This window comes from Bradyrhizobium tropiciagri, from assembly GCF_018130505.1.
Classification (GTDB): Bacteria; Pseudomonadota; Alphaproteobacteria; order Rhizobiales; family Xanthobacteraceae; genus Bradyrhizobium; species Bradyrhizobium tropiciagri_B.
In genome coordinates, this window is sequence record NZ_JAFCKH010000004.1 from 573,340 (window position 1) to 595,615 (window position 22,276).

General features: G+C 64.1%; 19 protein-coding genes and 1 pseudogene. 8 read left to right on the forward strand and 12 right to left on the reverse strand.

The genetic code is table 11. The annotated features are described in order from the left end of the window. Position 1: 1 nt before the first annotated feature. The 3 genes from gspM to JQ633_RS13425 are packed head-to-tail and all read left to right on the forward strand — an operon-like array spanning position 2 to position 2,086. Positions 2 to 568 carry a type II secretion system protein GspM gene (gspM, locus tag JQ633_RS13415; RefSeq protein WP_211985482.1) on the forward strand — a complete coding sequence of 189 codons (567 nt, stop codon included), beginning with the start codon at positions 2 to 4 and terminating at the stop codon, positions 566 to 568. An 8-nt stretch (positions 569 to 576) separates the two neighbouring features. Beyond that, positions 577 to 1,137, forward strand: coding sequence for a hypothetical protein (locus JQ633_RS13420; protein WP_211985483.1), 561 nt, complete (start codon positions 577 to 579; stop codon positions 1,135 to 1,137). A gap of 1 nt (position 1,138) precedes the next feature. Continuing rightward, positions 1,139 to 2,086 carry a UDP-glucuronic acid decarboxylase family protein gene (locus JQ633_RS13425; RefSeq protein WP_211985484.1) on the forward strand — a complete coding sequence of 316 codons (948 nt, stop codon included), beginning with the start codon at positions 1,139 to 1,141 and terminating at the stop codon, positions 2,084 to 2,086. Positions 2,087 to 2,247: 161 nt separating this feature from the next. Here the strand turns inward: JQ633_RS13425 and JQ633_RS13430 are convergent, their stop codons facing one another. Further along, the gene (locus tag JQ633_RS13430; RefSeq protein ID WP_211985485.1) at positions 2,248 to 3,426 is read right to left on the reverse strand and encodes an alkene reductase; all 1,179 of its coding nucleotides are present in this window, start codon (positions 3,424 to 3,426) and stop codon (positions 2,248 to 2,250) included. A 149-nt stretch (positions 3,427 to 3,575) separates the two neighbouring features. Here JQ633_RS13430 and JQ633_RS13435 point away from each other — a divergent pair. From JQ633_RS13435 to JQ633_RS13450, 4 genes and pseudogenes are all read left to right on the forward strand, one after another. Then, positions 3,576 to 4,570 (forward strand): annotated as a pseudogene (locus JQ633_RS13435) (LysR family transcriptional regulator). Between the two features lie 533 nt (positions 4,571 to 5,103). Further along, positions 5,104 to 6,123 (forward strand): TRAP transporter substrate-binding protein, encoded by a 1,020-nt coding sequence (locus tag JQ633_RS13440; RefSeq protein WP_211985486.1) that lies wholly within the window; start codon positions 5,104 to 5,106, stop codon positions 6,121 to 6,123. Between the two features lie 37 nt (positions 6,124 to 6,160). Further along, positions 6,161 to 8,047 carry a TRAP transporter large permease gene (locus tag JQ633_RS13445; protein WP_211985487.1) on the forward strand — a complete coding sequence of 629 codons (1,887 nt, stop codon included), beginning with the start codon at positions 6,161 to 6,163 and terminating at the stop codon, positions 8,045 to 8,047. 23 nt (positions 8,048 to 8,070) lie between these two features. Continuing rightward, positions 8,071 to 9,720, forward strand: coding sequence for an acyl-CoA synthetase (locus tag JQ633_RS13450; RefSeq protein WP_211985488.1), 1,650 nt, complete (start codon positions 8,071 to 8,073; stop codon positions 9,718 to 9,720). Between the two features lie 9 nt (positions 9,721 to 9,729). Here JQ633_RS13450 and JQ633_RS13455 read toward each other — a convergent pair whose 3' ends face one another. The 8 genes from JQ633_RS13455 to JQ633_RS13490 all read right to left on the reverse strand — a co-directional run bounded on the left by JQ633_RS13455 (position 9,730) and on the right by JQ633_RS13490 (position 17,695). Continuing rightward, positions 9,730 to 10,197, reverse strand: a complete 468-nt coding sequence (locus JQ633_RS13455; RefSeq protein ID WP_211985489.1) for a MarR family winged helix-turn-helix transcriptional regulator — start codon at positions 10,195 to 10,197, stop codon at positions 9,730 to 9,732. After that, positions 10,178 to 10,936 (reverse strand): nitroreductase family protein, encoded by a 759-nt coding sequence (locus tag JQ633_RS13460; protein WP_211985490.1) that lies wholly within the window; start codon positions 10,934 to 10,936, stop codon positions 10,178 to 10,180. Before JQ633_RS13460 ends, JQ633_RS13455 begins: the two co-directional genes overlap by 20 nt. Positions 10,937 to 11,071: 135 nt before the next feature. After that, complete coding sequence (locus JQ633_RS13465) at positions 11,072 to 11,878, reverse strand: MBL fold metallo-hydrolase (RefSeq protein ID WP_211985491.1); 807 nt, start codon at positions 11,876 to 11,878, stop codon at positions 11,072 to 11,074. Next, entirely contained in the window at positions 11,875 to 12,666 is a 792-nt protein-coding gene (locus JQ633_RS13470) for a TatD family hydrolase (protein ID WP_211985561.1), read from the reverse strand. Before JQ633_RS13470 ends, JQ633_RS13465 begins: the two co-directional genes overlap by 4 nt. Positions 12,667 to 12,680: 14 nt before the next feature. Continuing rightward, positions 12,681 to 14,639 (reverse strand): methionine--tRNA ligase, encoded by a 1,959-nt coding sequence (gene metG / locus JQ633_RS13475; RefSeq protein ID WP_211985492.1) that lies wholly within the window; start codon positions 14,637 to 14,639, stop codon positions 12,681 to 12,683. 71 nt (positions 14,640 to 14,710) lie between these two features. After that, entirely contained in the window at positions 14,711 to 15,751 is a 1,041-nt protein-coding gene (locus JQ633_RS13480; protein WP_211985493.1) for a DNA polymerase III subunit delta', read from the reverse strand. Next, positions 15,748 to 16,434, reverse strand: coding sequence for a dTMP kinase (gene tmk, locus JQ633_RS13485; RefSeq protein ID WP_211985494.1), 687 nt, complete (start codon positions 16,432 to 16,434; stop codon positions 15,748 to 15,750). The genes JQ633_RS13480 and tmk overlap by 4 nt, the downstream gene beginning before the upstream one ends. Before the next feature lies 1 nt (position 16,435). Continuing rightward, complete coding sequence (locus JQ633_RS13490; protein ID WP_211985495.1) at positions 16,436 to 17,695, reverse strand: D-alanyl-D-alanine carboxypeptidase family protein; 1,260 nt, start codon at positions 17,693 to 17,695, stop codon at positions 16,436 to 16,438. Between the two features lie 162 nt (positions 17,696 to 17,857). On the opposite strand from JQ633_RS13490, the gene JQ633_RS13495 reads away from it, so the two are divergent. Beyond that, positions 17,858 to 18,793, forward strand: a complete 936-nt coding sequence (locus JQ633_RS13495) for an alpha/beta fold hydrolase (RefSeq protein ID WP_211985496.1) — start codon at positions 17,858 to 17,860, stop codon at positions 18,791 to 18,793. A 30-nt stretch (positions 18,794 to 18,823) separates the two neighbouring features. Here the strand turns inward: JQ633_RS13495 and JQ633_RS13500 are convergent, their stop codons facing one another. The 3 genes from JQ633_RS13500 to JQ633_RS13510 all read right to left on the reverse strand — a co-directional run bounded on the left by JQ633_RS13500 (position 18,824) and on the right by JQ633_RS13510 (position 21,999). Then, positions 18,824 to 19,762, reverse strand: coding sequence for a septal ring lytic transglycosylase RlpA family protein (locus tag JQ633_RS13500; protein ID WP_211985497.1), 939 nt, complete (start codon positions 19,760 to 19,762; stop codon positions 18,824 to 18,826). A 776-nt stretch (positions 19,763 to 20,538) separates the two neighbouring features. Further along, positions 20,539 to 21,105 (reverse strand): hypothetical protein, encoded by a 567-nt coding sequence (locus JQ633_RS13505; RefSeq protein ID WP_211985498.1) that lies wholly within the window; start codon positions 21,103 to 21,105, stop codon positions 20,539 to 20,541. Positions 21,106 to 21,639: 534 nt separating this feature from the next. Next, positions 21,640 to 21,999 carry a hypothetical protein gene (locus JQ633_RS13510; RefSeq protein ID WP_211985499.1) on the reverse strand — a complete coding sequence of 120 codons (360 nt, stop codon included), beginning with the start codon at positions 21,997 to 21,999 and terminating at the stop codon, positions 21,640 to 21,642. Positions 22,000 to 22,276: the final 277 nt, after the last annotated feature.

Sequence of the window (22,276 nt, forward strand, 5' to 3'; positions counted from 1 at the left end):
GGTGTTCAAGCCGAAGCTCAAATTCAACGTCGATCGAGACCAGCTCCTTGCGGTCGGCGCGCTGTGCGCGCTGCTCACGATCTCGCTGGTCGTCGTGGCCGGATCGCTGCAGGCACGGTCCGGCGCATTGCAGCGCCTCGACGAGCAGCGCGATCAGCTTGCAGCGCTCGAAGCGCGTTCGCGGCCGGCCGCGAACCGGCGTGTGCAGACCAGGAATCTGCCGGCCCCCGTGATCGCGTTCCTCGATGCGCCGACCAGCGGTCTCGCCACGGCACAGTTCCAGGCTTATCTCTCCGAACTCGTGGCCGGACAGCACGCGGTGCTGGTTTCGTCGGGAGTTCCGGCCGATCGCGACGACAAGAGCGATGCGATCAAGCTTCAGATCTCCTTGAACGCGACGCTGTCGGCACTGCAGGTGCTGCTTTATCGCCTTGAAAGCGGCACGCCCTACGTTTTCGTCGACGCCTTGCTGATGCAGCCCGGCGGATCCGGCGAGCGAGCATCCGCCGATCCGCTCCTGAAGGTCAACCTGACGGTGCACGCATTCTGGCGTCGCAAGACAGCATGAGGCGTGCCGTGCAGCCATTCACCGACAGCACATCGGACGAAACAATTACAACGAGCAATGCCACAAATCTGCAAGATGTAGGTGTTATGCTTTCTCGGCGGCAGAAGACTGCAAAGAATGTCCGCAGCGCGTCATCTCACATGCATCAGACACGGTATCGGCAGCTCATCTTGACCGCGTTGGCGGCGGTGTCCTGTTCGGCCGCGCGTGCCGCCGACTTCACCATCGTCAACGGGTCGAACGTTCCGCTGCAGCAACTCTACGTATCGCCGTGTGGAGCAGGGCAGTGGGGCCCGAACCAGCTGGCCGGGGCGTTGCCTCCTTCGCGCGGCTTTACCGTCTCCAACATCGTGCCGGGCTGTTACGACATCCAGTTCGTCGTGGCGCCGTGGAACAACTGCGTTATCGCCGGCGCGTCGCTACGCCGCCACGCCGTCTGGAAGGTCACGCAGTGGACCGTATTCGGCTCACAGAGCGGCGATTGCTCGCATGTTGCGAATTACGTTTCCGCAGCTCGACAGCCATGGATCTGGCAACCGGCATCAAGCTCGGGCATGAGGAGAGAGTGACGTGCCAAAGGTGTTGGTGACCGGCGGCGCCGGATTTCTCGGCTCGCATCTGTGCGAGCGGTTGGTCGGGCAGGGCCATGATGTGCTTTGCGTCGACAACTACTTCACCGGAAGCAGGAGCAACATCGCCCATCTGATCGGCAATCCCCGGTTCGAGATGATGCGGCACGATGTGACGTTCCCGCTCTACGTCGAGGTGGACCAGATCTACAATCTGGCGTGTCCTGCGTCGCCGATCCATTACCAGTTCGATCCGGTGCAGACCACCAAGACCAGCGTGCACGGCGCCATCAACATGCTCGGGCTCGCCAAGCGCGTGAAGGCGAAGATCCTCCAGGCCTCGACGTCGGAGGTCTACGGCGATCCGGAGATCCACCCGCAGGTCGAATCCTATTGGGGGCACGTCAATCCGGTCGGCGTGCGCTCCTGCTACGACGAGGGCAAGCGCTGCGCCGAGACCCTGTTTTTCGACTACTGGCGCCAGCATGGCCTGAAGATCAAGGTCGTGCGGATCTTCAATACCTACGGCCCTCGCATGCACCCCAATGACGGCCGCGTCGTGTCGAACTTCATCGTTCAGGCGCTCGGGGGCAACGACATCACGCTCTATGGAGACGGCAGCCAGACCCGCAGCTTCTGCTATGTCGATGACCTCATCGAGGCGATGATCCGGACGATGAACACGCCGAACGATTTCACGGGGCCGATCAACATCGGCAATCCGCGCGAGTTCACCATTCGCGAACTGGCCGAGCAGGTGGTCGCGATGACGCGGTCACGCAGCAGGCTGGTGTTCGCGCCGCTGCCGTCGGACGATCCGCGCCAGCGCCAGCCGGACATCTCGCTGGCCCGCGCGGTGCTCGGCTGGGAGCCGACGATTGATCTCAGGGACGGGCTCGAGCGAACGATCAGCTACTTCCGCGGCCAGTTGATGGCGGCCGCGGAATAACGTCAGGCGATCGTGTCGGGTCAGCCGGCTCTTCTCACGCTGGCTTCAGCGCTCGCAATCGCAACGGGAGCGCTGAAGCCGGCGTCGGCCGGCTGGCCGGGTTCGGTGGATGGATTTTGCAGGGCCGACCAAGTAGGGACTTGTGTCAGCCCATCATTCGGTCAGGCGGCGCTGGTTGCGGCAGTCTCGTCCGAATATTTGGGGTAGTCGGTGTAACCAACCTCGCCATTGCGGGTATAGAAGCCCGCCCGATCAGGTTCTGCCAAGCGCCAGCCATTACGGATGCGCTCAACGAGGTCTGGGTTGGCGATATATGTCCTGCCGAACGCGATCAGGTCCACGAGCCCAGTGTCGAGCGCGGCCTGAGCGCGCTCCTTGTTCGTAAAGCCGCCGCACCAGATGAAGGCGCCAGGGAATACCGCCCGGGCCTTGGTCAGGAGAGCGTGGTCGAGATATTCCGGCGGGTTGAACACTCCGGTTTCCATATTTCCAGTGGGCAGCAGTTCATAGACTAGATGGATATAGGCCACGCCGCGGCGCCCCAGTTGCTCGACGACATAGAGGAACGTCTCTTCAACAAGTGGATCCTTCGGGATGTCGCCGTAACTGCCGAACGGAGATAGGCGAACACCCACGCGACCCGGCCCGCACTCAGCCACGACCGCTTCGACGACTTCCATCAGGAAACGCGCGCGGCCTTCCACGTCGCCGCCGTAGCGGTCGGTGCGTGTGTTAAGCACCGAGTTCATGAATTGCTCGAAAATATAGCCGTTAGCTCCATGGATTTCGACACCGTCTGCGCCGGCAGCTCGTGCGTTGGCGGCAGCTTTGGCGAAGGTGCTGGCCATGGCCGCCACCTCGTCCGTGCTGAGGGCCCTTGGCGTATCGGGGGTCATGAACCGCAGCTTTCCGTCCGGACCGTGGGCGAACACCTGCGAAGTCTCCGCCCGTTCTGCGGTCACCCCGACCGGGGCCTGGCCATTTGGCAGAATCGAGGAATGGGCGAGCCTGCCGACATGCCAGATTTGGGTGAAAATCGTGCCGCCATGACGGTGAACCTCATCGGTCACAAGGCGCCAGCCCTGCATTTGGGCTTTCGAGTGATGGCCCGGTGTGCGCGCGTAGCCATGGGCGGACTGGTCGATGTCGCCTGGCTCTGCAATGATAAGGCCGGCGCTTGCCCGCTGGCCGTAATACTTGGCCATCAACGCATTGGGGACGTCGCCATCAGTCGGCAGCTCTCCCTCGGTCGTGCGCGTGCGGGTCATCGGTGGCATGACGACACGGTTATTGAGGTGAAGGCCACCACCTAGATCATAGCTGTCGAACAAAGAAGTCATCGGGATCGTTTCTTTCTATCGGTTGGGATCGTTTGTTTCGATCTGCCGGCTCTCGGGAGGTTGCGAGCGGGAAGCGGCAGCGAACGAGAAAATGCGCGTGCCCAAACCCCATTTCAAATTGATAGTAGATATGCTAGGTATTACTGGTGATGATGAATGATGCGATACTGCGAAAAATCGATCTCAATCTGTTGCTGGCTTCTCCGTCCTGATGCAGGAGCGGAACGTGAGCCGCGCGGCCGAGCGACTGTTGCTGGGCCAGCCAGGTCTTTCCGCTGCACTCCGGCGGCTCCGCGAGACGCTGGGCGACGAATTGTTCGTGCGCGTCGGCCGCAGCTTGCAACCGACGCCGCGGGCGCTGTCTATTGCGCCAGCGATCGAGGATGCTCTTTCCGGCATCGAGCGTGCCCTTCGGCCGCTGGACGCATTCGATCCGGCGGACTGGCGGGGCGAGTTGCGCATCGCCACGTGCGACAATCTTGAAGCGTCATTTTTCGGACCGCTGCTTGCGCGGCTGCATCGGGAAGCGCGGCATGCAAGGCTGGTCATCGTGGCCTTCGACGGGCCGAATGCCGCTCGGTTGCTGGACGAGGGGGCTTACGATTTCAGTATCGCCGTGCATGACGAGCCGTCCTCTTGGCATGTCCGCGCACCGCTGTTCGAACAGACCGCGCTCTGCATCTACGACGGGCGTCATTTGGCGTATCCCGCGCCGCTTGGCCTGAAGCATTTCAGCGCCGCGCCGCACGTGACCGTCTCGACTGACGGTTCCAGCACGACCAATGTCGATGCAGCGCTTGCGGGCCTCGGCCATCGTCGCCAGGTGGTAGGGACGGTGCCGCGGTTCTCCGCTCTGCCGATGACGTTGCAGGCGCTCCCGGCCATCGCGACTGTCCCGGAATACGTGGCCCGCCACATGGCGCAGCAGCACGATCTGACGATTTCGGAACTGCCGTTCGAGCTGCCGGCAGACGTGGTGACCATGCTTTATCGTCGTGTCGACCAGGCCGATAGCCGCTCCGTATGGCTGCGCCGCCTGACAGTGGAGGTGGTGAGGGATGCGTTGTCGGCGAGCGGCTGCAGCATCGGAGTTTCGACCGACGCCTGCTGCTACGATCCGCCGATGCTCGCCGAGGCGAAGTAGTCCTGCAGGACTTGTTGATCAGGTGATGACCGTTGCCGAAGCCTTGGGAAAGGCAGCGCAATCGTCGGCGCGCAGCACCGTTGACTCGGATGCCAGTGCCTTTGGCTCGACCAGATTAGGGCGAGGACGGCGCGCCCAGTCATGTCCCGCAAAGCGCGTCGGTCTGATGGGGGAGCAACAACGGTCTGAGCCCAAGCGTGCCAGCCTTGCTACATATCTAATTCGCATAAGGTATATTATGGAATATTTATATGTACAATTAGATCAGATATTTAGTGGAAAATGTTCGCACTGGGTCCGAACTGTATGCGCTGGACCGATCCGCCGCGCCTAGGCCGATCCGAACGCCGCTGGCGGCATATCGACAAGTCGACGATCGGGCACCGCCTCATCTCAAAGCCGATATTGCCGCGGCGTGCCGACGCTGCAATAAGCGCGGGGCGTTACGCAGAGATCGCTGGTGACCCCGCGGCATCAGGTCCGTATAGGATTGGCATCTCAGAACAACAACAAGCCTCTCGAGGGAGACACCAATGAGCTTTTCACGACGCACGCTGCTGAAGGCCACCGCCGCTTCCGCCGTCCTCGGCGGCGTCGGCGCACCTTATGTGGCGCGCGCCCAGACCGCCGAGTTCTCGTACAAGTTCGCCAACAACCTGCCGGAGTCGCACCCGTTCGTGGCGCGCGCTCGGGAGATGGCGGCGGCGATCAAGACCGAGACCAACGGCCGGTTTGACCTGCAGGTGTTCCCGAACAGCCAGCTTGGTTCCGATACCGACATGCTGAGCCAGGTGCGCTCCGGCGGCGTCGAGTTCTTCACGCTGTCCGGCCTGATCCTGGCGACCCTGGTGCCGGCGGCCTCGATCAACGGCATCGGCTTCGCATTCCCTGATTATCCCACGGTCTGGAAGGCCATGGACGGCGACCTCGGCGCGTATGTGCGCGGCGAGATCAACAAGGCCGGCCTCGAGGTCATGGACAAGATCTGGGACAACGGCTTCCGCCAGACCACGTCGTCGACCAAGCCGATCACCGGACCTGATGACCTCAAGGGTTTCAAGATCCGCGTGCCGGTGTCGCCGCTGTGGACCTCGATGTTCAAGGCGTTCGATGCCTCGCCCGCCTCGATCAATTTCAGCGAGGTTTATTCGGCGCTGCAGACCAAGATCGTCGAAGGCCAGGAGAACCCACTGGCGCTGATCTCGGCGGCCAAGCTGTACGAAGTGCAGAAATACTGCTCGCTGACCAACCATATGTGGGACGGCTTCTGGTTCCTGATGAACCGTCGCGCCTGGGCGGCGCTGCCGGCCGACATCAAGACCATCGTCGCCAAGAACGTCAACGCGGCGGCGGTCAAGGAGCGCGAGGATACCGAGAAGCTCAATGCCACCGTGAAGCAGGAGCTTGCGAGCAAGGGCCTCGTGTTCAACCAGCCCGAAGTCGGGCCGTTCCGCGACAAGCTGCGCGCCGCCGGCTTCTATGCCGAGTGGAAGGGCAAGTACGGCGAGAAGGCCTGGGAGCTCCTGGAAAAGTCCGTCGGCAAACTGTCCTGATTAGTCGAGCAGGAGACTAGCCAGCGGGAGACTTGCTATGGCTCATGTCGAAATGACGCCGGCCGTGGCCGGCGAGGCGGCATCGAAGTCCCCTCGCCGCCGTTCCGTGCTGGGTTCGATCGACGCGGCGCTCGGGCTTCTGGTCGAGATCCCGGCGGCGATCCTGGTCGTCGCCGAGGTCGTCATCCTGTTCGCAGGCGTGGTGGCGCGTTACGTGCTGCACACGCCGCTGATCTGGTCCGACGAGTTGGCCTCGATCCTGTTCCTGTGGCTGGCCATGCTCGGCTCGGCGGTGGCGTTCCGCCGCGGCGAGCATATGCGGATGACCGCGGGTGTGGCGAGCGCCGGGCCGGCGCTGCGCGCCTATCTCGACGTCGTCGCGACCTGCGCGGCGCTGGCGTTCCTGATCCTGATCGCGCATCCGGCCTATGAATACGCCTACGAGGAAAGCTTCATCACGACGCCGGCGCTGCAGATCTCGAACACCTGGCGTGCCGCGGCGCTGCCGGTCGGCACCTGCCTGATGGCAGCCTTCGCGCTGCTGCGGCTGGCGCGGGTCAGCGACCTCAAGACGCTGCTGCTGGCCGCGATCACGGTCGTGGCGCTGGTCGGGCTGTTCTGGCTGGCGCAGCCGATGCTGAGGCCGCTCGGCAACCTTAACCTCGTGATCTTCTTCGTCGGCGTGGTCGGCTTCTGCGTATTCGCCGGCGTGCCGATCGGCTTTGCCTTCGGCATGGCGGTGTTCGGCTATCTGGCGCTGACGACGCGGACCCCGCTGATGGTGCTGGTCGGCCGGATGGACGAGGGCATGAGCCACCTGATCCTGCTGGCAGTGCCGCTGTTCGTGTTCCTCGGCTTGTTGATCGAGATGACCGGCATGGCGCGGGCCATGGTGGCGTTCCTGGCGAGCCTGCTCGGTCATGTCCGCGGCGGCCTGCATTACGTGCTGGTCGGCGCGATGTACCTGGTGTCGGGCATCTCGGGCTCGAAGGCCGCCGACATGGCCGCCGTCGCGCCGGTGCTGTTCCCGGAAATGAAGGAGCGCGGCGCCAAGCCGGGCGATCTGGTCGCCCTGCTCGCCGCCACCGGCGCGCAGACCGAAACCATCCCGCCGAGCCTCGTGCTGATCACGATCGGCTCGGTGACCGGCGTCTCGATCTCTGCGCTGTTCACCGGCGGCCTGCTGCCGGGCGTGGTGCTGGCGATCACGCTGTCGGCGCTGGTGTGGTGGCGCTATCGCGGCGAGGACCTCAGCCACGTCCAGCGCGCTACCGGCAGCGAGATCGGCAAGGCGCTGGTGTTCGCCCTGCCCGCATTGGCCCTGCCCTTTGTGATCCGCTACGCCGTGGTCGAGGGCATCGCCACTGCGACCGAAGTCTCGACCATCGGCATCGTGTACGCCTTCATCATCGGCCTTCTGATCTACCGTCAGTTCAGCTGGCGGCGGCTGCTGCCGATGCTGGTCGAGACAGCCTGCCTGTCCGGGGCGATCCTGTTCATCATCGGCACCGCGACCGGCATGGCCTGGGGCCTGACCCAGTCCGGCTTCTCGCGCGCGCTGGCAGCGGCAATGACCGGCCTGCCGGGCGGGTCGGCGACCTTCATTGCGGTCTCGATCCTGGCCTTCGTGGTGCTCGGCAGCGTGCTCGAGGGCATTCCGGCCATCGTGCTGTTCGGGCCCTTGCTGTTTCCGATCGCCAAGACGGTCGGCGTCCACGAGGTGCACTACGCCATGATCATCATCCTGGCGATGGGCATCGGATTATTCGCGCCGCCGTTCGGGGTCGGCTATTATGCCGCCTGCGCCATTGGGCGCGTCGATCCGGCCGAGGGTATCCGGCCGATCTGGGGTTACATGCTGGCGCTGTTGATCGGCCTGATCATCGTCGCCATCTTCCCCTGGATATCGATCGGCTTCCTGTAGATTTTTTCAGGTGAGATCGAGCCATGAGTGCAGCTCAAAATCAGTACTCAATCGGACTGGACAAGACGCCGGCCAATTACGTGCCGCTGACGCCGCTGAGCTTCCTGGCGCGCTCGGCGGCGGTCTATCCCGACCACGTCAGCACGGTCTATGAGGGCCGCAGCTTCACCTGGAAGCAGACCTTCGAGCGCTGCAGGCGGTTTGCGTCCTGGCTTGCCGGCCGCGGCATCGGCCACGGCGATACGGTCGCTGCGATGCTGCCGAACATTCCGGCGATGAACGAGCTGCATTTCGCGGTGCCGATGACCGGCGCGGTGCTGAACGCGCTCAACATCCGTCTCGATGCGGCGTCGATCGCGTTCCAGCTCGACCATGGCGGCGCCAGGATTATCCTCGTCGATCCCGAGTTTTCCGGCGTGATCGCGGAAGCGTTGACTTTGATGAAGGGCGCAAAACCGTTCGTGGTCGACGTCGACGATGCGGCGTTCACCGGCGGCAAGCGGATCGGCGAGATCGAGTATGAAGCCGCGGTCGCGGCGGGCGACCCTGCTTTCGTCGAGCGGCCGCCGGCCGACGAATGGGACGCGATCGCGCTGAGCTACACTTCGGGCACCACAGGCAATCCGAAGGGCGTCGTGACGCATCACCGCGGCGCGTATCTGAACGCCGTCAGCAACATCCTCGCCGGCAATCTCGGCCAGCATCCGGTCTATCTCTGGACGCTGCCGATGTTCCACTGCAACGGCTGGTGCTTCCCGTGGACCATCGCGGCGGCGGCCGGCGTCAATGTCTGCCTGCGCAAGGTCGATCCGGCGAAGATCTTTGAATTGATCCCCAAGCACGGCGTCACCCACATGTGCGGCGCGCCGATCGTCTACAACACGCTGATCAATGCACCCGATGCGCCCACCGGCGCCAAGGCGAAGCCAGTGGTCGGGCTGATCGCGGGCGCAGCGCCGCCGGTCGCGGTGCTCGAAGGCGCCGAGCGGATCGGCGTCAAGCTCACCCATGTCTACGGCCTGACCGAGGTCTATGGCCCCGCTTCGGTCTGCGCCGAGCAGCCCGGCTGGGACGAACTGTCGGCCGACCAGCGCGCGCAGTTGAAGCGGCGCCAGGGCGTCTCCTATCCGCTGCAGGAAGGCGTCACGGTGCTCGATCCGGAGACCATGCGCGAGGTGCCGCGCGACGGCGAGACCATCGGCGAGGTCATGTTCCGCGGCAACATCGTGATGAAGGGCTATCTGAAGAACGCGAAGGCGACGCAGGAAGCCTTCGCCGGCGGCTGGTTTCACACCGGCGATCTCGGCGTGCTCGACGCGGACGGCTACGTCATCATCAAGGATCGCTCCAAGGACATCATCATCTCCGGCGGCGAGAACGTCTCCTCCGTCGAGGTCGAGGACATCCTCTACAAGCACCCGGCCGTGCTGTTCGCCGCCGTAGTGGCCAAGCCCGACCCGAAATGGGGCGAAGTGCCCTGCGCCTTCCTCGAATTGAAGGACGGCGCCAAGGCCACCGAGGCCGAGATCATCGCCTATTGCCGCGAACACATGTCGGGCTTCAAGACCCCGAAGGCGGTCGTGTTCGGCGTGATCCCGAAGACCTCGACCGGCAAGATCCAGAAATTCCTGCTGCGCAACCAGGTCGGCTCCGCCAAGGCGATCTCGGCCTGAGCGGCTCGCTCAGTCCTCCGCGAGGCGGCCGAGCAGATCGTAGAGCTGGCGCTTCTGAGTGGCATCGAGCCGCGCCAGCGTCTTGGCGGTGCACGCGATCTCGATCGGGATCAACTGCTCGACCAGCGCGACGCCGGCGGCGGTGAGATCGATCAGGATCAGCCGCCTGTCGGTCGGATCACGGCCTGTCGTAACGAGGCGCCGCTTCTTCAGCCGCAGCACCACGTCGCGGATATTGGCCGGTTCCATCGCCACCAGCCGTCCCAAGAGGTTCTGCGACAGCGCCCCGCGCTCGTAGAGCCGCGCCAGCGTCGCAAATTGCGGCGCGGTCAGATCGTGCGCGCCGATCCGCTCGACCAGATTGGACGAGGCGCGCTGATAGGCGCGGCGCAGCAGGAAGCCGACCTGGTCCTCGAGCCGGTAATCCTGCGCGAGCCGTCTGACGGGTGCGGCTGCCTTAGTCGACGTTCTCGGCATCGCGGTACATCACCTTGTGGCGCGTGGTCGAGACCCATTCATCGATCTGCGCCTCGGTCATGATATGCGCGGGATCGAACCGGTTCCAGTTGCTGATGTCGGCGAGGCTCTTCTTCCAGCGCTTGTACGGCGGCTTCGCCGGCGGCCCGAAGCACATGATGTCGAGCACCGACAATTCCTCGGGGATGCCGAGCAGCGGCTTCATCGCCTGCTGCGCCTTCTCCTGCCCGATCGCGGTCACCCACCAAACGTTATAGCCGAGCGCCGCCGCGGCGAGATGCGCCGACATCGTCGCCGCCGCCACGCTCTGCAGCAGGATTCGCTCGGCATTCTCCTTGTACATCTTGTCGAGCTCGGAGCCGTCGTTGAGCACCGGGAATGCCCTGACCCAGCGGAAGTCGCTGGCGACGACGATGAAGCCGGGCGCCGAAGCCAGCCCGCGATAGTCCGGCGTCGGAAACTTCATCTTGAGCCGGGCCCGCGCGACCTGCTCCTCGCGGAAATACTCGGTGATCCTGTTCTTCAGGTCCTGGTCGGTGACGGCAATGAAGTGCCACGGCTGCGCATTGGCGCCGGAGGGCGCGTGCCGCGCCGCCTCCAGGATCAAGTCGTAATGCTCCGCCGGCATCACATAGCTGGAATCGAACGCCCGGGTCGTCAGGCGGTTCTTCACGACGTCCATCAACGCGTCATAGCGCGTGCGGTCGGTGTAATTGCGCGTTGCCACAGCTTCGGCCATCAGGCTCTCCCGATATCGTTATGATCATAACAATATCCCGAACCCGGCAGACGTCAATGCGCAGCCGCGTGATCGCCGGCACGGCGGGCATGCGGCGGACGCGGACACGCGCGGTCCGCCCTGGCGAACTGAGCTTCAGTCCGCCTGATCGAGCGTCAGGCGCATGCCGTCAAAGGCCGGCACGATGTTGGCCGGCAGCGACTGCCGCAGCACCTCGTAGTCGAGGTCGGAATGCAGGTTGGTGAGGACTGCCCGCTTCGGCTTGAAGCGTTCGATCCACGACAGCGCGTCGGCGAGGCTGAAATGGCTGGGATGCGGCGCATAGCGCAAGGCGTCGACGATCCAGAGGTCGAGCCCTTCAAGCGCCGGCCAACTCTCCTCGGGGATGTCGTGGAGGTCGGGCGTGTAGGCGGCATCGCCGATGCGGTAGCCGAGCGCGGGGATATCACCGTGCTGGACCAGGAAGGCACTCAGCTCGATCGGCCCGCCCTTCCCCTCGATCGCCTGGCTTCCGCCGGCTTCGATCGCATGGCGGTTCAGGATCGGCGGATAGCTGCTGCCTTCAGGCGTGATGAAGCAATAGGAGAACCGCGCCATGATGTCCTTGGCGGTCGACATGTTGAAGTAGACCGGGATGCGGCGGCGCTGGTGCAGCACCACCGAGCGCAGATCGTCGATTCCGTGGGTCTGGTCGGCATGCTCGTGCGTCAGGAACACCGCATCGATGTGCTCGACATCGGCGTCGATCAACTGCTCGCGCAGGTCGGGCGAGGTATCGATGACGACACGCGTGGTGCCCTGGGCCGTCGTCCGCTCGGCCATGATCGAGCAGCGGCGGCGGCGGTTCTTGGGATTGTTGGGATCGCAGGCGCCCCAGCCGAGCGCCGGGCGCGGCACGCCGGCGGATGAGCCGCAGCCCAGGATTGTCAGTGTCAGGGTCATGCAGCAACCTTCGGCGCCGGCACTTTTGAGAACAGCCGGAAGAAGTTTTCGGTGGTCTGCCGGGAGATTTCCTCCAGCGAGACGCCGCGGGTCTCCGCCAGCACCCTGGCGACCTCGACGACGTAGGCCGGCTCGTTGCGCTTGCCGCGGAATTTGCCGGGCGCCAGATACGGCGCGTCGGTCTCGACCATGATGCGATCGGCCGGCAACTCGGCCGCCAACTCGCGCAGCGCCTCCGACTTCTTGAAGGTCAGGATGCCCGTGAAGGAGATCGAGAGCCCGAGCGCGATCGCCTTCATCGCAAGCTCGCGTCCGCCGGTGTAGCAATGCAGCACCGCCTTGAACGGGCCCTTCGCGATCTCATCCTCCAGGATGCGGCCGCAATCCTCGTCCGCCTCGCGGGTGTGGATGACGAGCGGCAGGCCGGTCTCGCGCGCGGCCGCGATATGGGCGCGGAAGCCGCGCTCCTGCGCCTCGCGCGAGCCGTGCTCGTAGAAGTAATCGAGCCCCGCCTCCCCGAGCGCCACGACCTTGGGGTGCCTCGTCAGCTCGATCAGCTCGCTGGCGGCAATACCGTCCTCTTCATCGGCGTGATGCGGATGGGTGCCGACGGAGCAGTAGACGTCGGCAAAGCGCTCGGTGATCGCAAGCAGGCCGCCGAGCCGCTTCACCCGGGTCGAGATCGTGACCATGCGGCCGATTCCGGCCGCTTCGGCACGACCGACGATGCCGTCGAGATCGTCGGCAAAGTCGGGGAAATCGAGATGGCAATGACTGTCGACCAGCATGATGTCCGAACCGCTCACTCGGTCTTCGGTTCCACGTAGCGCGGGAACACGCCTGTCGGCGCCGGCAGCACTGTGCCCGGCTTGATCCGCTCGGCGAGCGCGGCGAAGCTGCGGGCCTCGGCGGCAACGCCGAGGCTGTCGAGCATCTTGTTGCACGACTCCGGCATCACGGCCTGCGCCATGATCGCGATCCGGCGGACGACCTCGGCGGTGACATAGAGCACCGTCTTCTGTCGCGCGGGATCGGTCTTTGCCAGCGCCCATGGCGCCTCGCCGGCAAAATAGCGGTTGGCCTCGGCGACCACGGCCCACACCGTGTTGAGCCATTGATGGATCTGCTGGGTCGCCATCGCGGTCCGCGAGGTCTCCAGCATGGCGTCGGCCTGCGCCAGGATCGCCTTGTCGTTGTCGCTGAACTCGCCCGGCTCCGGCAGCACGCCGCCGAGTTGCTTTGCGATCATCGACAGCGAGCGCTGCGCCAGATTGCCGAAGTCGTTGGCGAGGTCGGCGTTGATGCGGGCGACGATGGCCTCGTGATTGTAGTTGCCGTCCTGGCCGAACGGCACCTCGCGCAGGAAGAAATAGCGCACCTGGTCGACGCCGTACTGCTCGGCAAGATTGAAGGGGTCGACCACGTTGCCGACCGACTTCGACATCTTCTCGCCCCTGTTGAACAGGAAGCCGTGCGCATAGACCCGCTTCTGCACGGGAATGCCGGCCGAGATCAGGAACGCCGGCCAGTAAACCGCGTGGAAGCGGATGATGTCCTTGCCGATGATGTGCACGTCGGCCGGCCAGTAGCGCCAGTTCTTGTCGCTCTCGTCGGGATAGCCGACGCCGGTGATGTAGTTGGTCAGCGCGTCGACCCAGACATACATCACGTGCTCCGGATCATCCGGCACCTTGATGCCCCAGTCGAAGGTGGTGCGCGAGATCGACAGGTCCTTCAGCCCGCCGCGCACGAAGCTCATCACCTCGTTGCGGCGCGAGTCCGGGCCGATGAAATCGGGCTGGCTCTCGTAGAGATGCAGCAGCCTGTCCTGATAGGCCGACAATCGGAAGAAGTAGCTCTTCTCCTCGACCCACTCGACCGGCGTGCCCTGCGGGCCGCGGCGAACGTTGTCCTCGCCGACGACGGTCTCGTCCTCGGCGTAATAGGCCTCGTCGCGCACCGAGTACCAGCCGGCATAGGCGTCGATGTAGATGTCGCCATTGTCCTGCATGCGGCGCCAGATCTCCTGCACCGACTTGTGGTGCGCAGGCTCCGAGGTGCGGATGAAACGGTTGAACGAGATGTTCAGCCGCTCATCCATCTCCTTGAAGCGCGCAGCATTGCGGGTCGCGAGATCGAACGGCGTCATGCCCTCGCCCTGCGCGGTCTGGATCATCTTCTGGCCGTGCTCGTCGGTGCCGGTCAGGAAGAACACGTCCTTGCCGTCGAGCCGCTGGAAGCGCGCCAGCGCGTCGGTCGCGATCGCCTCGTAGGCGTGGCCGATATGCGGCTGGCCGTTCGGATAGGCGATCGCGGTCGTGATGTAGAAGACGTTGCCGCGATCCGCGGCCGGGGCAGACGGGCGCGCAGCCGCGACGGGCTTGGGCTGCTTCGGTGCCGTTGCCGGCTTTGCGGCTGGAGCCTTGGAAACCTTTTTGGGAAGCGGTGCCTTCTCGACGACTGGAGCCGTCGCAACCGGCGCTTTGGCCTTGGCCTTCGGAGCGCCTTTCTTGGCGGCTTTTTTCGTTACCTTCTTGGCGACGTTGCGGCCGGCTTTGTTCGCCGCGGGCTTGTTGCCCGACTTCTTCGCAGCTTTCTTAGCAGTTTTCCTGGCAGCTTTCTTGCCGGCCTTCGCCTTCACAGCGCTCTTGGACCCGGTCGCGCGCGTCTTGGCAGCCGCCTGCTTTCCGGCGCCCTTCCCGGCCTTCTTCGCTTTCTTGTCCTCTTTCTTGGACGATTTCTTCTTAGCCTTCTTGGCCACCACAAAATCCTTCAGATCGAAACCAGATTGTCGGGAGTGTCATCAGACAGATGTGTTTTCAGACTGGGCGTCTATCGGGTTGCATCGGCGAGCATCGAAAACACCGAGAAAACCAGCGGCTTGCGCTCCAGATTGTAGGCTTCGGTATCGCGCGCGGCGCGGACGATCTTTTCCCATACCTCCGCCAGCCGTGCAAGGCGCGGCAGATCGGCATTGACGTCGCCGCTGCGCAGGCGCTCGCTCATCCAGCGATCGATACCGTCGATGAAGGCGGCGAGCGCGACGCGGTCGCTGATGCCGAGCGCGTCGCCGAGCGCGTGAAGCTCGCGCGGATCGACGTTCGGCAGCGTCGCGAGCAGTGCCGCCGTGCGCTGTTGCAGCTTGAGCGCGTCGCCGCCGAGCAGCGACAGCGCCCTGCCCACGCTGCCTTCGGAGGCCGCAGCGGCTTCGACCAGGGCCGGATCATCGGCCCCGATGCCGGTCGCGGCGGTCGCCGCACGCATCACGTCAGCCGTATCGAGCGGCCGCAGCAGCAGTTTCCGGCAGCGGGACAGGATGGTCGGCAGCACCCGTGACGGCGCGTGGCTGACCAGCAGAAAAAGCGATTGCTGCGGCGGCTCCTCGAGGATTTTCAGCAGTGCATTGGCGGCATTGGGATTGAGTTCGTCGACGGTGTCTACGATGCAGACTCGCCAGCCGTCGACCGCCGCAGTCGAGCCGAAGAACGAGATCGTCTCCCGCGTTTCGTCGACCGTGATCACCGTGCGCATCACGCCGCGATCGTTGAGGCCGCGCTCCAGCACCAAGAGCCCGCCATGCGCACCGGCGGTGATCTGCCGCGCCACCGGATCGGCGGGATCGACCCGCAGTGTCGGCGCCTGCTGGACCTGCGATGAAAGCGGATTGCGGAACGCCAGCACGAAGCGCGCCATGCGATAGGCCAGCGTCGCCTTGCCGATGCCCTGCGCGCCGCCGATCAGCCAGGCATGCGGAATCCGCCCGCTGCGATAGGCATCGAGCAACGTGGCTTCCGCCTCGCGATGCCCGAACAAATCGGATGCCTCGCGCGGATGCCGGATCGCGATCTCCTGTTCGACCTTGCGCGCGCTCATGCCGGGCTCGCCGTCGTCATAGTCGTGCGCAAATGCTCGCGCAGCGCGCTCCATATCGTGGCCGAGACCGTATCCTGGTCGGCGGCAGCGTCGATCAGCACGCAGCGCTGCGGGTCGCCGGCCGCGATCTGCCGGTAGGCATCGCGCAAATCCTGGTGGAACTTGACGTCCTCAGCCTCGAAGCGGTCCGCTGCGGCATTGCCGCGGCGCGCCGCGGCCCGCTGCAGGCCGACCTCGACCGGCACGTCGAGGATGAAGGTCAGATCCGGCTTGAGATCGCCGATCGTCACCCGCTGCATGGCGTTGACGAGGCCGGGCAGCACCTGCCCGAGCTGGCCCTGATAGGCGCGCGTCGAATCGAAGAAGCGATCGCACAGCACCCAGATGCCTTGATTGAGCGCCGGCAGGATCACGGTGCGGACATGGTCGTCGCGCGCGGCGGCGAACAGCAGCGTCTCGGCATCCGGCCCGAGCAGCTTGCCCATGCCCGACAGCACGAGATGGCGGATGATCTCCGCTCCCGGCGAGCCGCCGGGCTCGCGGGTCACGATCGCTCGCAGCTTGACGGCATCGAGCCGCTCGGCGAGCTTGCGGATCTGGGTCGACTTCCCCGACCCCTCACCGCCCTCGAAGGTGATGAAGCGACCGCGCAGGCTGGGCACTTGGACTGCTGTATCAGTCATGTCAGAGCTTCGCGACGCCGGCGCGGAACATGCCGATGACGAGCTCGCGGACGCCGTCGAACGCGCGGCGCATCGTCGATCCCGTGCCGATGGACTCGGCGGCATAGACCGGCGTCTCCATCGCGACATTGCCGCCACGCCAGACCCTGACCACGCCGATCCTTTGACCTGCCGTGATCGGTGCCTTGACCGGGCCGCTATAGACGACGCGCGCGAGCAGCTTGTCGTTGCCGTTCTTCGACACCATGACCTTGATCGGATCTGGGCTGACGAGTTGGACCGAGCCGCTGTCGCCACCGAACACCCGGGCGTAACCGACCGGCTGGTTGGCTGCGATCAGGGTTCGCGTCTCGAAGCTGCGGAAACCCCATTCCAGCATCTTCTTGGCCTCAGTTGCGCGGTCCTCGGAATCCTCGAGCCCGTTGACCACCACGATCAGCCGCGTGTCGTTCTGCACCGCAGAGCCGACCATGCCGTAGCCGCCCTCCTTGGTGTAGCCGGTCTTCAGCCCGTCGGCGCCTGGCAGGGCGTTGAGCAGCGGATTGCGGTTCTGCTGGCGGATCTTGTTCCAGGTGAATTCCTTCTCGCCGAACAGCTTGTACATGTCCGGGTAGGTCAGGATCAGCTGGCGGGCCAGCACCGCGAGCTCCCGCACCGTCATCTTGTTGCGGGGGTCGGGCAATCCGTTGGAATTGCCGAAGGTGGATTTGGTCAGGCCGAGCTCGCGGGCGCGCTTGGTCATGAAGTCGGTTGCGAAGGTGTATTCATTGCCGGCGATGCCTTCGGCCAGCGCGATACAGGCGTCGTTGCCGCTCGGGATGATCGCGCCATGCAGGAGGTCGTCGACCGAGACCTTGCTGTTGATGGCCGCGAACATTGTCGAGGTTCCGGACGGCGCGCCGCCCCGCCGCCAGGCGTTCTCGCTGATCCGGTACTCGTCGGTGAGCTTGATGTCGCCCTTCTTGATGGCGTTGAACACCACCTCGGCCGTCATCAGCTTCATCATGCTGGATGGCGCGCGCAGCTCGTCGGCGTTCTTCTCGAACAGGACGCTGCCGCTGGAGGCCTCGACCAGGATCGCGGTCGGGGCATCGCCGTCGAAGCCGCCCTCTTCCTTCTTGGCGCCCTGGACGCTGTTGTTGGCGGCGTAGACCGCTCCGCTGCAGCCGATCGCCAGCGCGACGATTGCTGCGATCAAGCCGCGTCCGCTCCGCCCGGCGCGAGCGGCGAACGTGCGGGGAAATGCGGTCTCTGCTGCCATCGGCGATGTCCTGAAAGGCTGCGTTCTATCAGGTGGAAGTACCGCAAACAACTGAGGTTTTTGCGCTTGTCCACGAGCGCCGCGATTGCTGGGTGACGCAAACGCCCGTAGTCTTCCAGCAAAGACGTGTGCAACAGAACCGGCAAACAAGGCGGAAACGCGATGTCCTCCTCCCGCATGATCTCCGCCAACGGTATCGACATGTTCATCCGCGAGGCCGGGCAAGGCCCGCTGGTGGTGCTCTGCCACGGCTGGCCGGAACTGTCCTATTCATGGCGGCATCAGATCTCCGCGCTCGCCGCGGCCGGCTTTCGTGTCGTCGCCCCCGACATGCGCGGCTTCGGCCGCACCACCGCGCCGGCGGACGTCGGCGCCTATTCGATCTTCGACACCGTCGGCGACATGGTCGCGCTGGTCGCGGCGCTCGGCGAAAAGCAGGCTGTCATCGTCGGGCACGATTGGGGTGCGCCGGTGGCCTGGCATGCGGCAATGTTCCGGCCGGATATCTTCACCAAGGTCGCCGGGCTCAGCGTGCCGCCGCCATTCCGCGGCCGCGGCCGTCCGCTCGAGACGCTGCGCGAAAGCGGCGTCACCAACTTCTACTGGCAGTACTTCCAGCCGCCGGGCGTGGCCGAGGCCGAGTTCGAGCGCGACGTCGCCCACACCATGCGGCTTGTGCTGGGGCGCGGCGTGTCCGATCCGAGCTCGATGTTCGTTGACGAAGCGAAGGGCTTTCTAGGCAACCTGCCGGGCGGCAAGCCATTGCCCGATTGGCTGACGGAAGCCGACATCGCCGAATTCGCCGACAACTACCAGCGGTCTGGCTTCCGCGGCGGATTGAACTGGTACCGCAACCTCGACCGCAACTGGGAGCTGACCGCGCCTTGGCAGGACGCCCAGATCCGGCAGCCCTCGCTGTTCATCGCCGGGTCGAAGGATTCGGTGATCACCGGGCTGATCGGCGCCAAGCGGGTCGCCGACATGGAGCGCGTCCTGCCCGACCTCAAGCAGAAGCTGATCATTGAAGGCGCCGGTCACTGGATCCAGCAGGAGCGCCCGGACGAAGTCAATTCGGCGCTGATTGCGTTTCTCAAGTGATCAGGCCAAGCACCTGACGGGCAGCCTGATTCAGTAGAGGCCGCGTCCGCTCAGCACCTCAGCCGGACCGCGCGCATCGATCGGCATGTAGGCCGCCGCCGGCGCCGGGCTGGCGGCATAGCGCTCGTCGTTCTCGTAGGAGACTTCCCGGGGATTGTTCAGCGCGCGGCCGCGCGAGCGGGACCGGCTGGAGGCGGACATTTCGGAGGTCGCATTGATCGAGGCATAGTCGGCGGAAGTGTTGCCGAGGCTGTACGGCCTTCCCTCCGGGAGCGGAACCTCGCCGCGGATCCGGCCGGCCGAGGACGACATCTCGGGCACGAACGACCGCGCCGAGGCGACCCGGACCATCGAGGGGGACGGCGCCGGCGTGCCGGTGCGCAGGGTCGCCATCAGCTGGCGGTCGTCGGAACCCTCGAGCGGCGCCCGGCCGACATATTCGACGCGGACGCGCGCGACACCATTTCCTTTAAATTCAAGTAGTTCGGCGGCTTTGTTCGAGACGTCTATGAGGCGATTACCGTGGTACGGCCCGCGGTCATTGACGCGGACGACCAGCGACCGGCCGTTGCTCAGATTGGTGACACGGGCGTAGCTCGGCATCGGCAGGGTCGGATGGGCCGCCGTGAGCGAGCCCATGTCGAATACCTCGCCATTGGCGGTCAGGCGGCCATGGAAATCGTCGCCGTACCAGGACGCCATGCCCTCGGCGCGATAGTTCTCGTTTTCCTCCGGCACATAGGTGCGGCCGGCGACGACATAGGGCTTGCCGATACGGTAGGTGCCGCCGCCCTTCGGCACGGGGTCGCCGAGCGCCACCACGCGCGGGCTCGAAGACACCCCGTATTTGGGATCGACGCGGCTGGCGAACTTGTTCGACGAGGCGCAGTTGGCAAGGACGAGGCACGTGGCCACCGCAGCGGCGCTGCGCGCCGTCCGGACGAACGAATCTGGCCGTCTAATCCCCATCTGCCCCAAGTACCATTCTGTCGGACCGGCGCCTACCGAGGCATCACGGTCACATCCCCACGCGATACGGCCCACCTTCCGCACCAGACGATGACGATAACGCAACCGGAACACGGCGGAAATGGGGAGAGCCGTCAAGCTAGCGCCCCTTGGTGAATGGTCTGTTGCGGGCCCTCCGTTGATCTACTGACCTCGCCTGTCCCGCTATCAGACACACTGTTGCAGCAAATCATCAGTGCTGGCCCATCTACGATTCCGACAATTGAATCTTTTTGACTGTGCAAGCCCGCAATCGTTTTCTCTCGCGTGTGGGGCGCAAAGGAAGTTTGCGATGATCGAGACGGTTACGGCGGTTATGGGCCTGGTGAGTGCAGCCATCTTCTTGGCTCACGCCGTGGAAGGCTATCTGTACCGGGCCTGACGGCCCGTTGAAGTGGAAAGGCGCGTCGCCCCTTTCCAGGAGCTGGACTCAACAGGAAGACTGTTCGGAAAGCTTTAATTAATTCGGACGAGCATCGAACCCATAGGCAGGTGTATCATGCGTAGTCACGATTTGGTCTCCGACGGGTTTCTCACCCTGACCGCAGCGAGCCTCGTGCTGCTGTGCTCCAGCCTGCTGGCCTTCGCGCTCAGCTGAAACGTTCCGCGCTCGGGCAAGCGCCCGGCCGCGAGGCTTGATGCCTCACACGATGACCTTCCCCGACATGCCAAGGGTTCGGCTGGTGCGCGCTGTCAACGTCGCGACGCCTGGATTGACCGTCTCGCGCCGACCGACGTCACGAATTGATGTTGAAACGTTGCGCAGAAAACGAAGAGCGACGCAGCGATGTGTCACGGCTTCGATGCGATGCACTGATAACCTTCCCGTGAACACAGCCATCCGTTAGCAAATTGGCAACCCGCTCGGCCCACGCTTCTCGAAGGGACGGGACCGTTGGGGACGACAGTAGCGTACGGTCACGTTTCGGAGGGGCTGGCGATGCAGCCCTGGCGTCAGCCTCTCTTTTCGATTTGTGTGAGCCAAGCAACAGTTCACCGGTTTGATCATTGCTAGGTTTTGGCCACTGGGGAATTTCAAAGGCCCAGGGCTGGAAGAACATGGCGCCATCGGGACAGAGCATTTCGAGCCCGGTGGCGTAGTTTTTTTTAAGCGCCGGCTGGCGCGCCGAGGAAGCCGAGATGAAGAGCGAAAGCGTCGCCGCAAGCACGGTATTCGTGGCGCTGTTGATCGGGATTGCCGTTTGGGCTGTCGCGGGACCACTACAGCCGAGTGCAGCATCAATCGTGCATGTCGCCAGCCGGCGATGAAGCAATGCGGGCAGTGAAACAGTGAGGCCGGCCAAGCTACCCCTTCCGAGGTAGGAAACGATCGCGCGTCTCTGGGGTTTTCATTCGTCAGGATTTTGCACTTTACATCCTGGGGCTAGAGCCAACGCCGTCCGTGTGCATTTTAAACGGGCGGCGTTGTGCGCTGGTCGTTCAACTGAAGACAGTGGATGGGACTTGCTCCTCTTGGCCAAGGGAGTACCCTTCGCCGCGTTGATCAGCCCGGAAACAGATTTATGCGCAGAATCCTTTTCAGCGGCCTCGCCATCACAGCCCTATTCGCTCTCGGTTCTTCGCCCGCCGACGCTGTATTCTGGCGAGGCGTCACCGCCCCCACGAATATCGACATCCACGGCTACCCAATCATCAAAGAGCCGCCGCCGAGCACATGCCAATTGATCCATGTGAACGGATATTGGGTCCGACAATGCCTGGACTTGTCGCGCCGTTATTGGCGATGAACCGAGAGTTTGCGATACTCGCAGCGGCTTAGCGGTCGCCAATCGTCAGGCCGAGTGTCCCGTCGGGCATTTTTGCAGAAGCCTGGAAACTCAATTTCCCAGCGCTTTGGAATCCTGCTTGCGCCTCAGCGCGGGGGCTGATGCCGATGGCGAGTCCCAGTTATTCATTTGAAGGCAGGTGAGGAGTTCGACATAGCTTTGCACCCCTGCCCCCGCCAGGATTTCGCATGTTTCACGCGGTCCGGCCGGAAAGGTTTGCCAGATCGAGCCCAACTGTTGCCGCGCAGCCGTTTCGTCCGTCACACATTTGCTGGCATCAGGGGAAAGTCCCGACGCCTTGTCGTCGGCGGAAACATCCGCGCAAAGCGCCGCAACGTCATAGTTAGGAACACTGTCTGAAATCGGTATAGGCTGGCCAACCAGCGATAATGCCAAGAATGCTGCCTTCATAGGATCCTCCCATTTGGGCGTCACGCTAGCTTTTCACCGGGCGAAGCGCCGCGGCAGACGTGACTGCCGGGGAGCAAAGACGCCCATGGATGCGCAGCATTTTCAGTACGCCAATCTCTGGTCCGTGCATAGAAGCCGCTCTACAGCCACCTGATGCCGAACATGCAGGAAGAAGCCGCCGCGGCGGTTGACGGAGTGATGCGCGGGGCCATAAACAGGCGCGCCGACGACGTCGAGTAGCAAATCGGTAGCAGGGTCTCGAAATGTTCACTTTGCC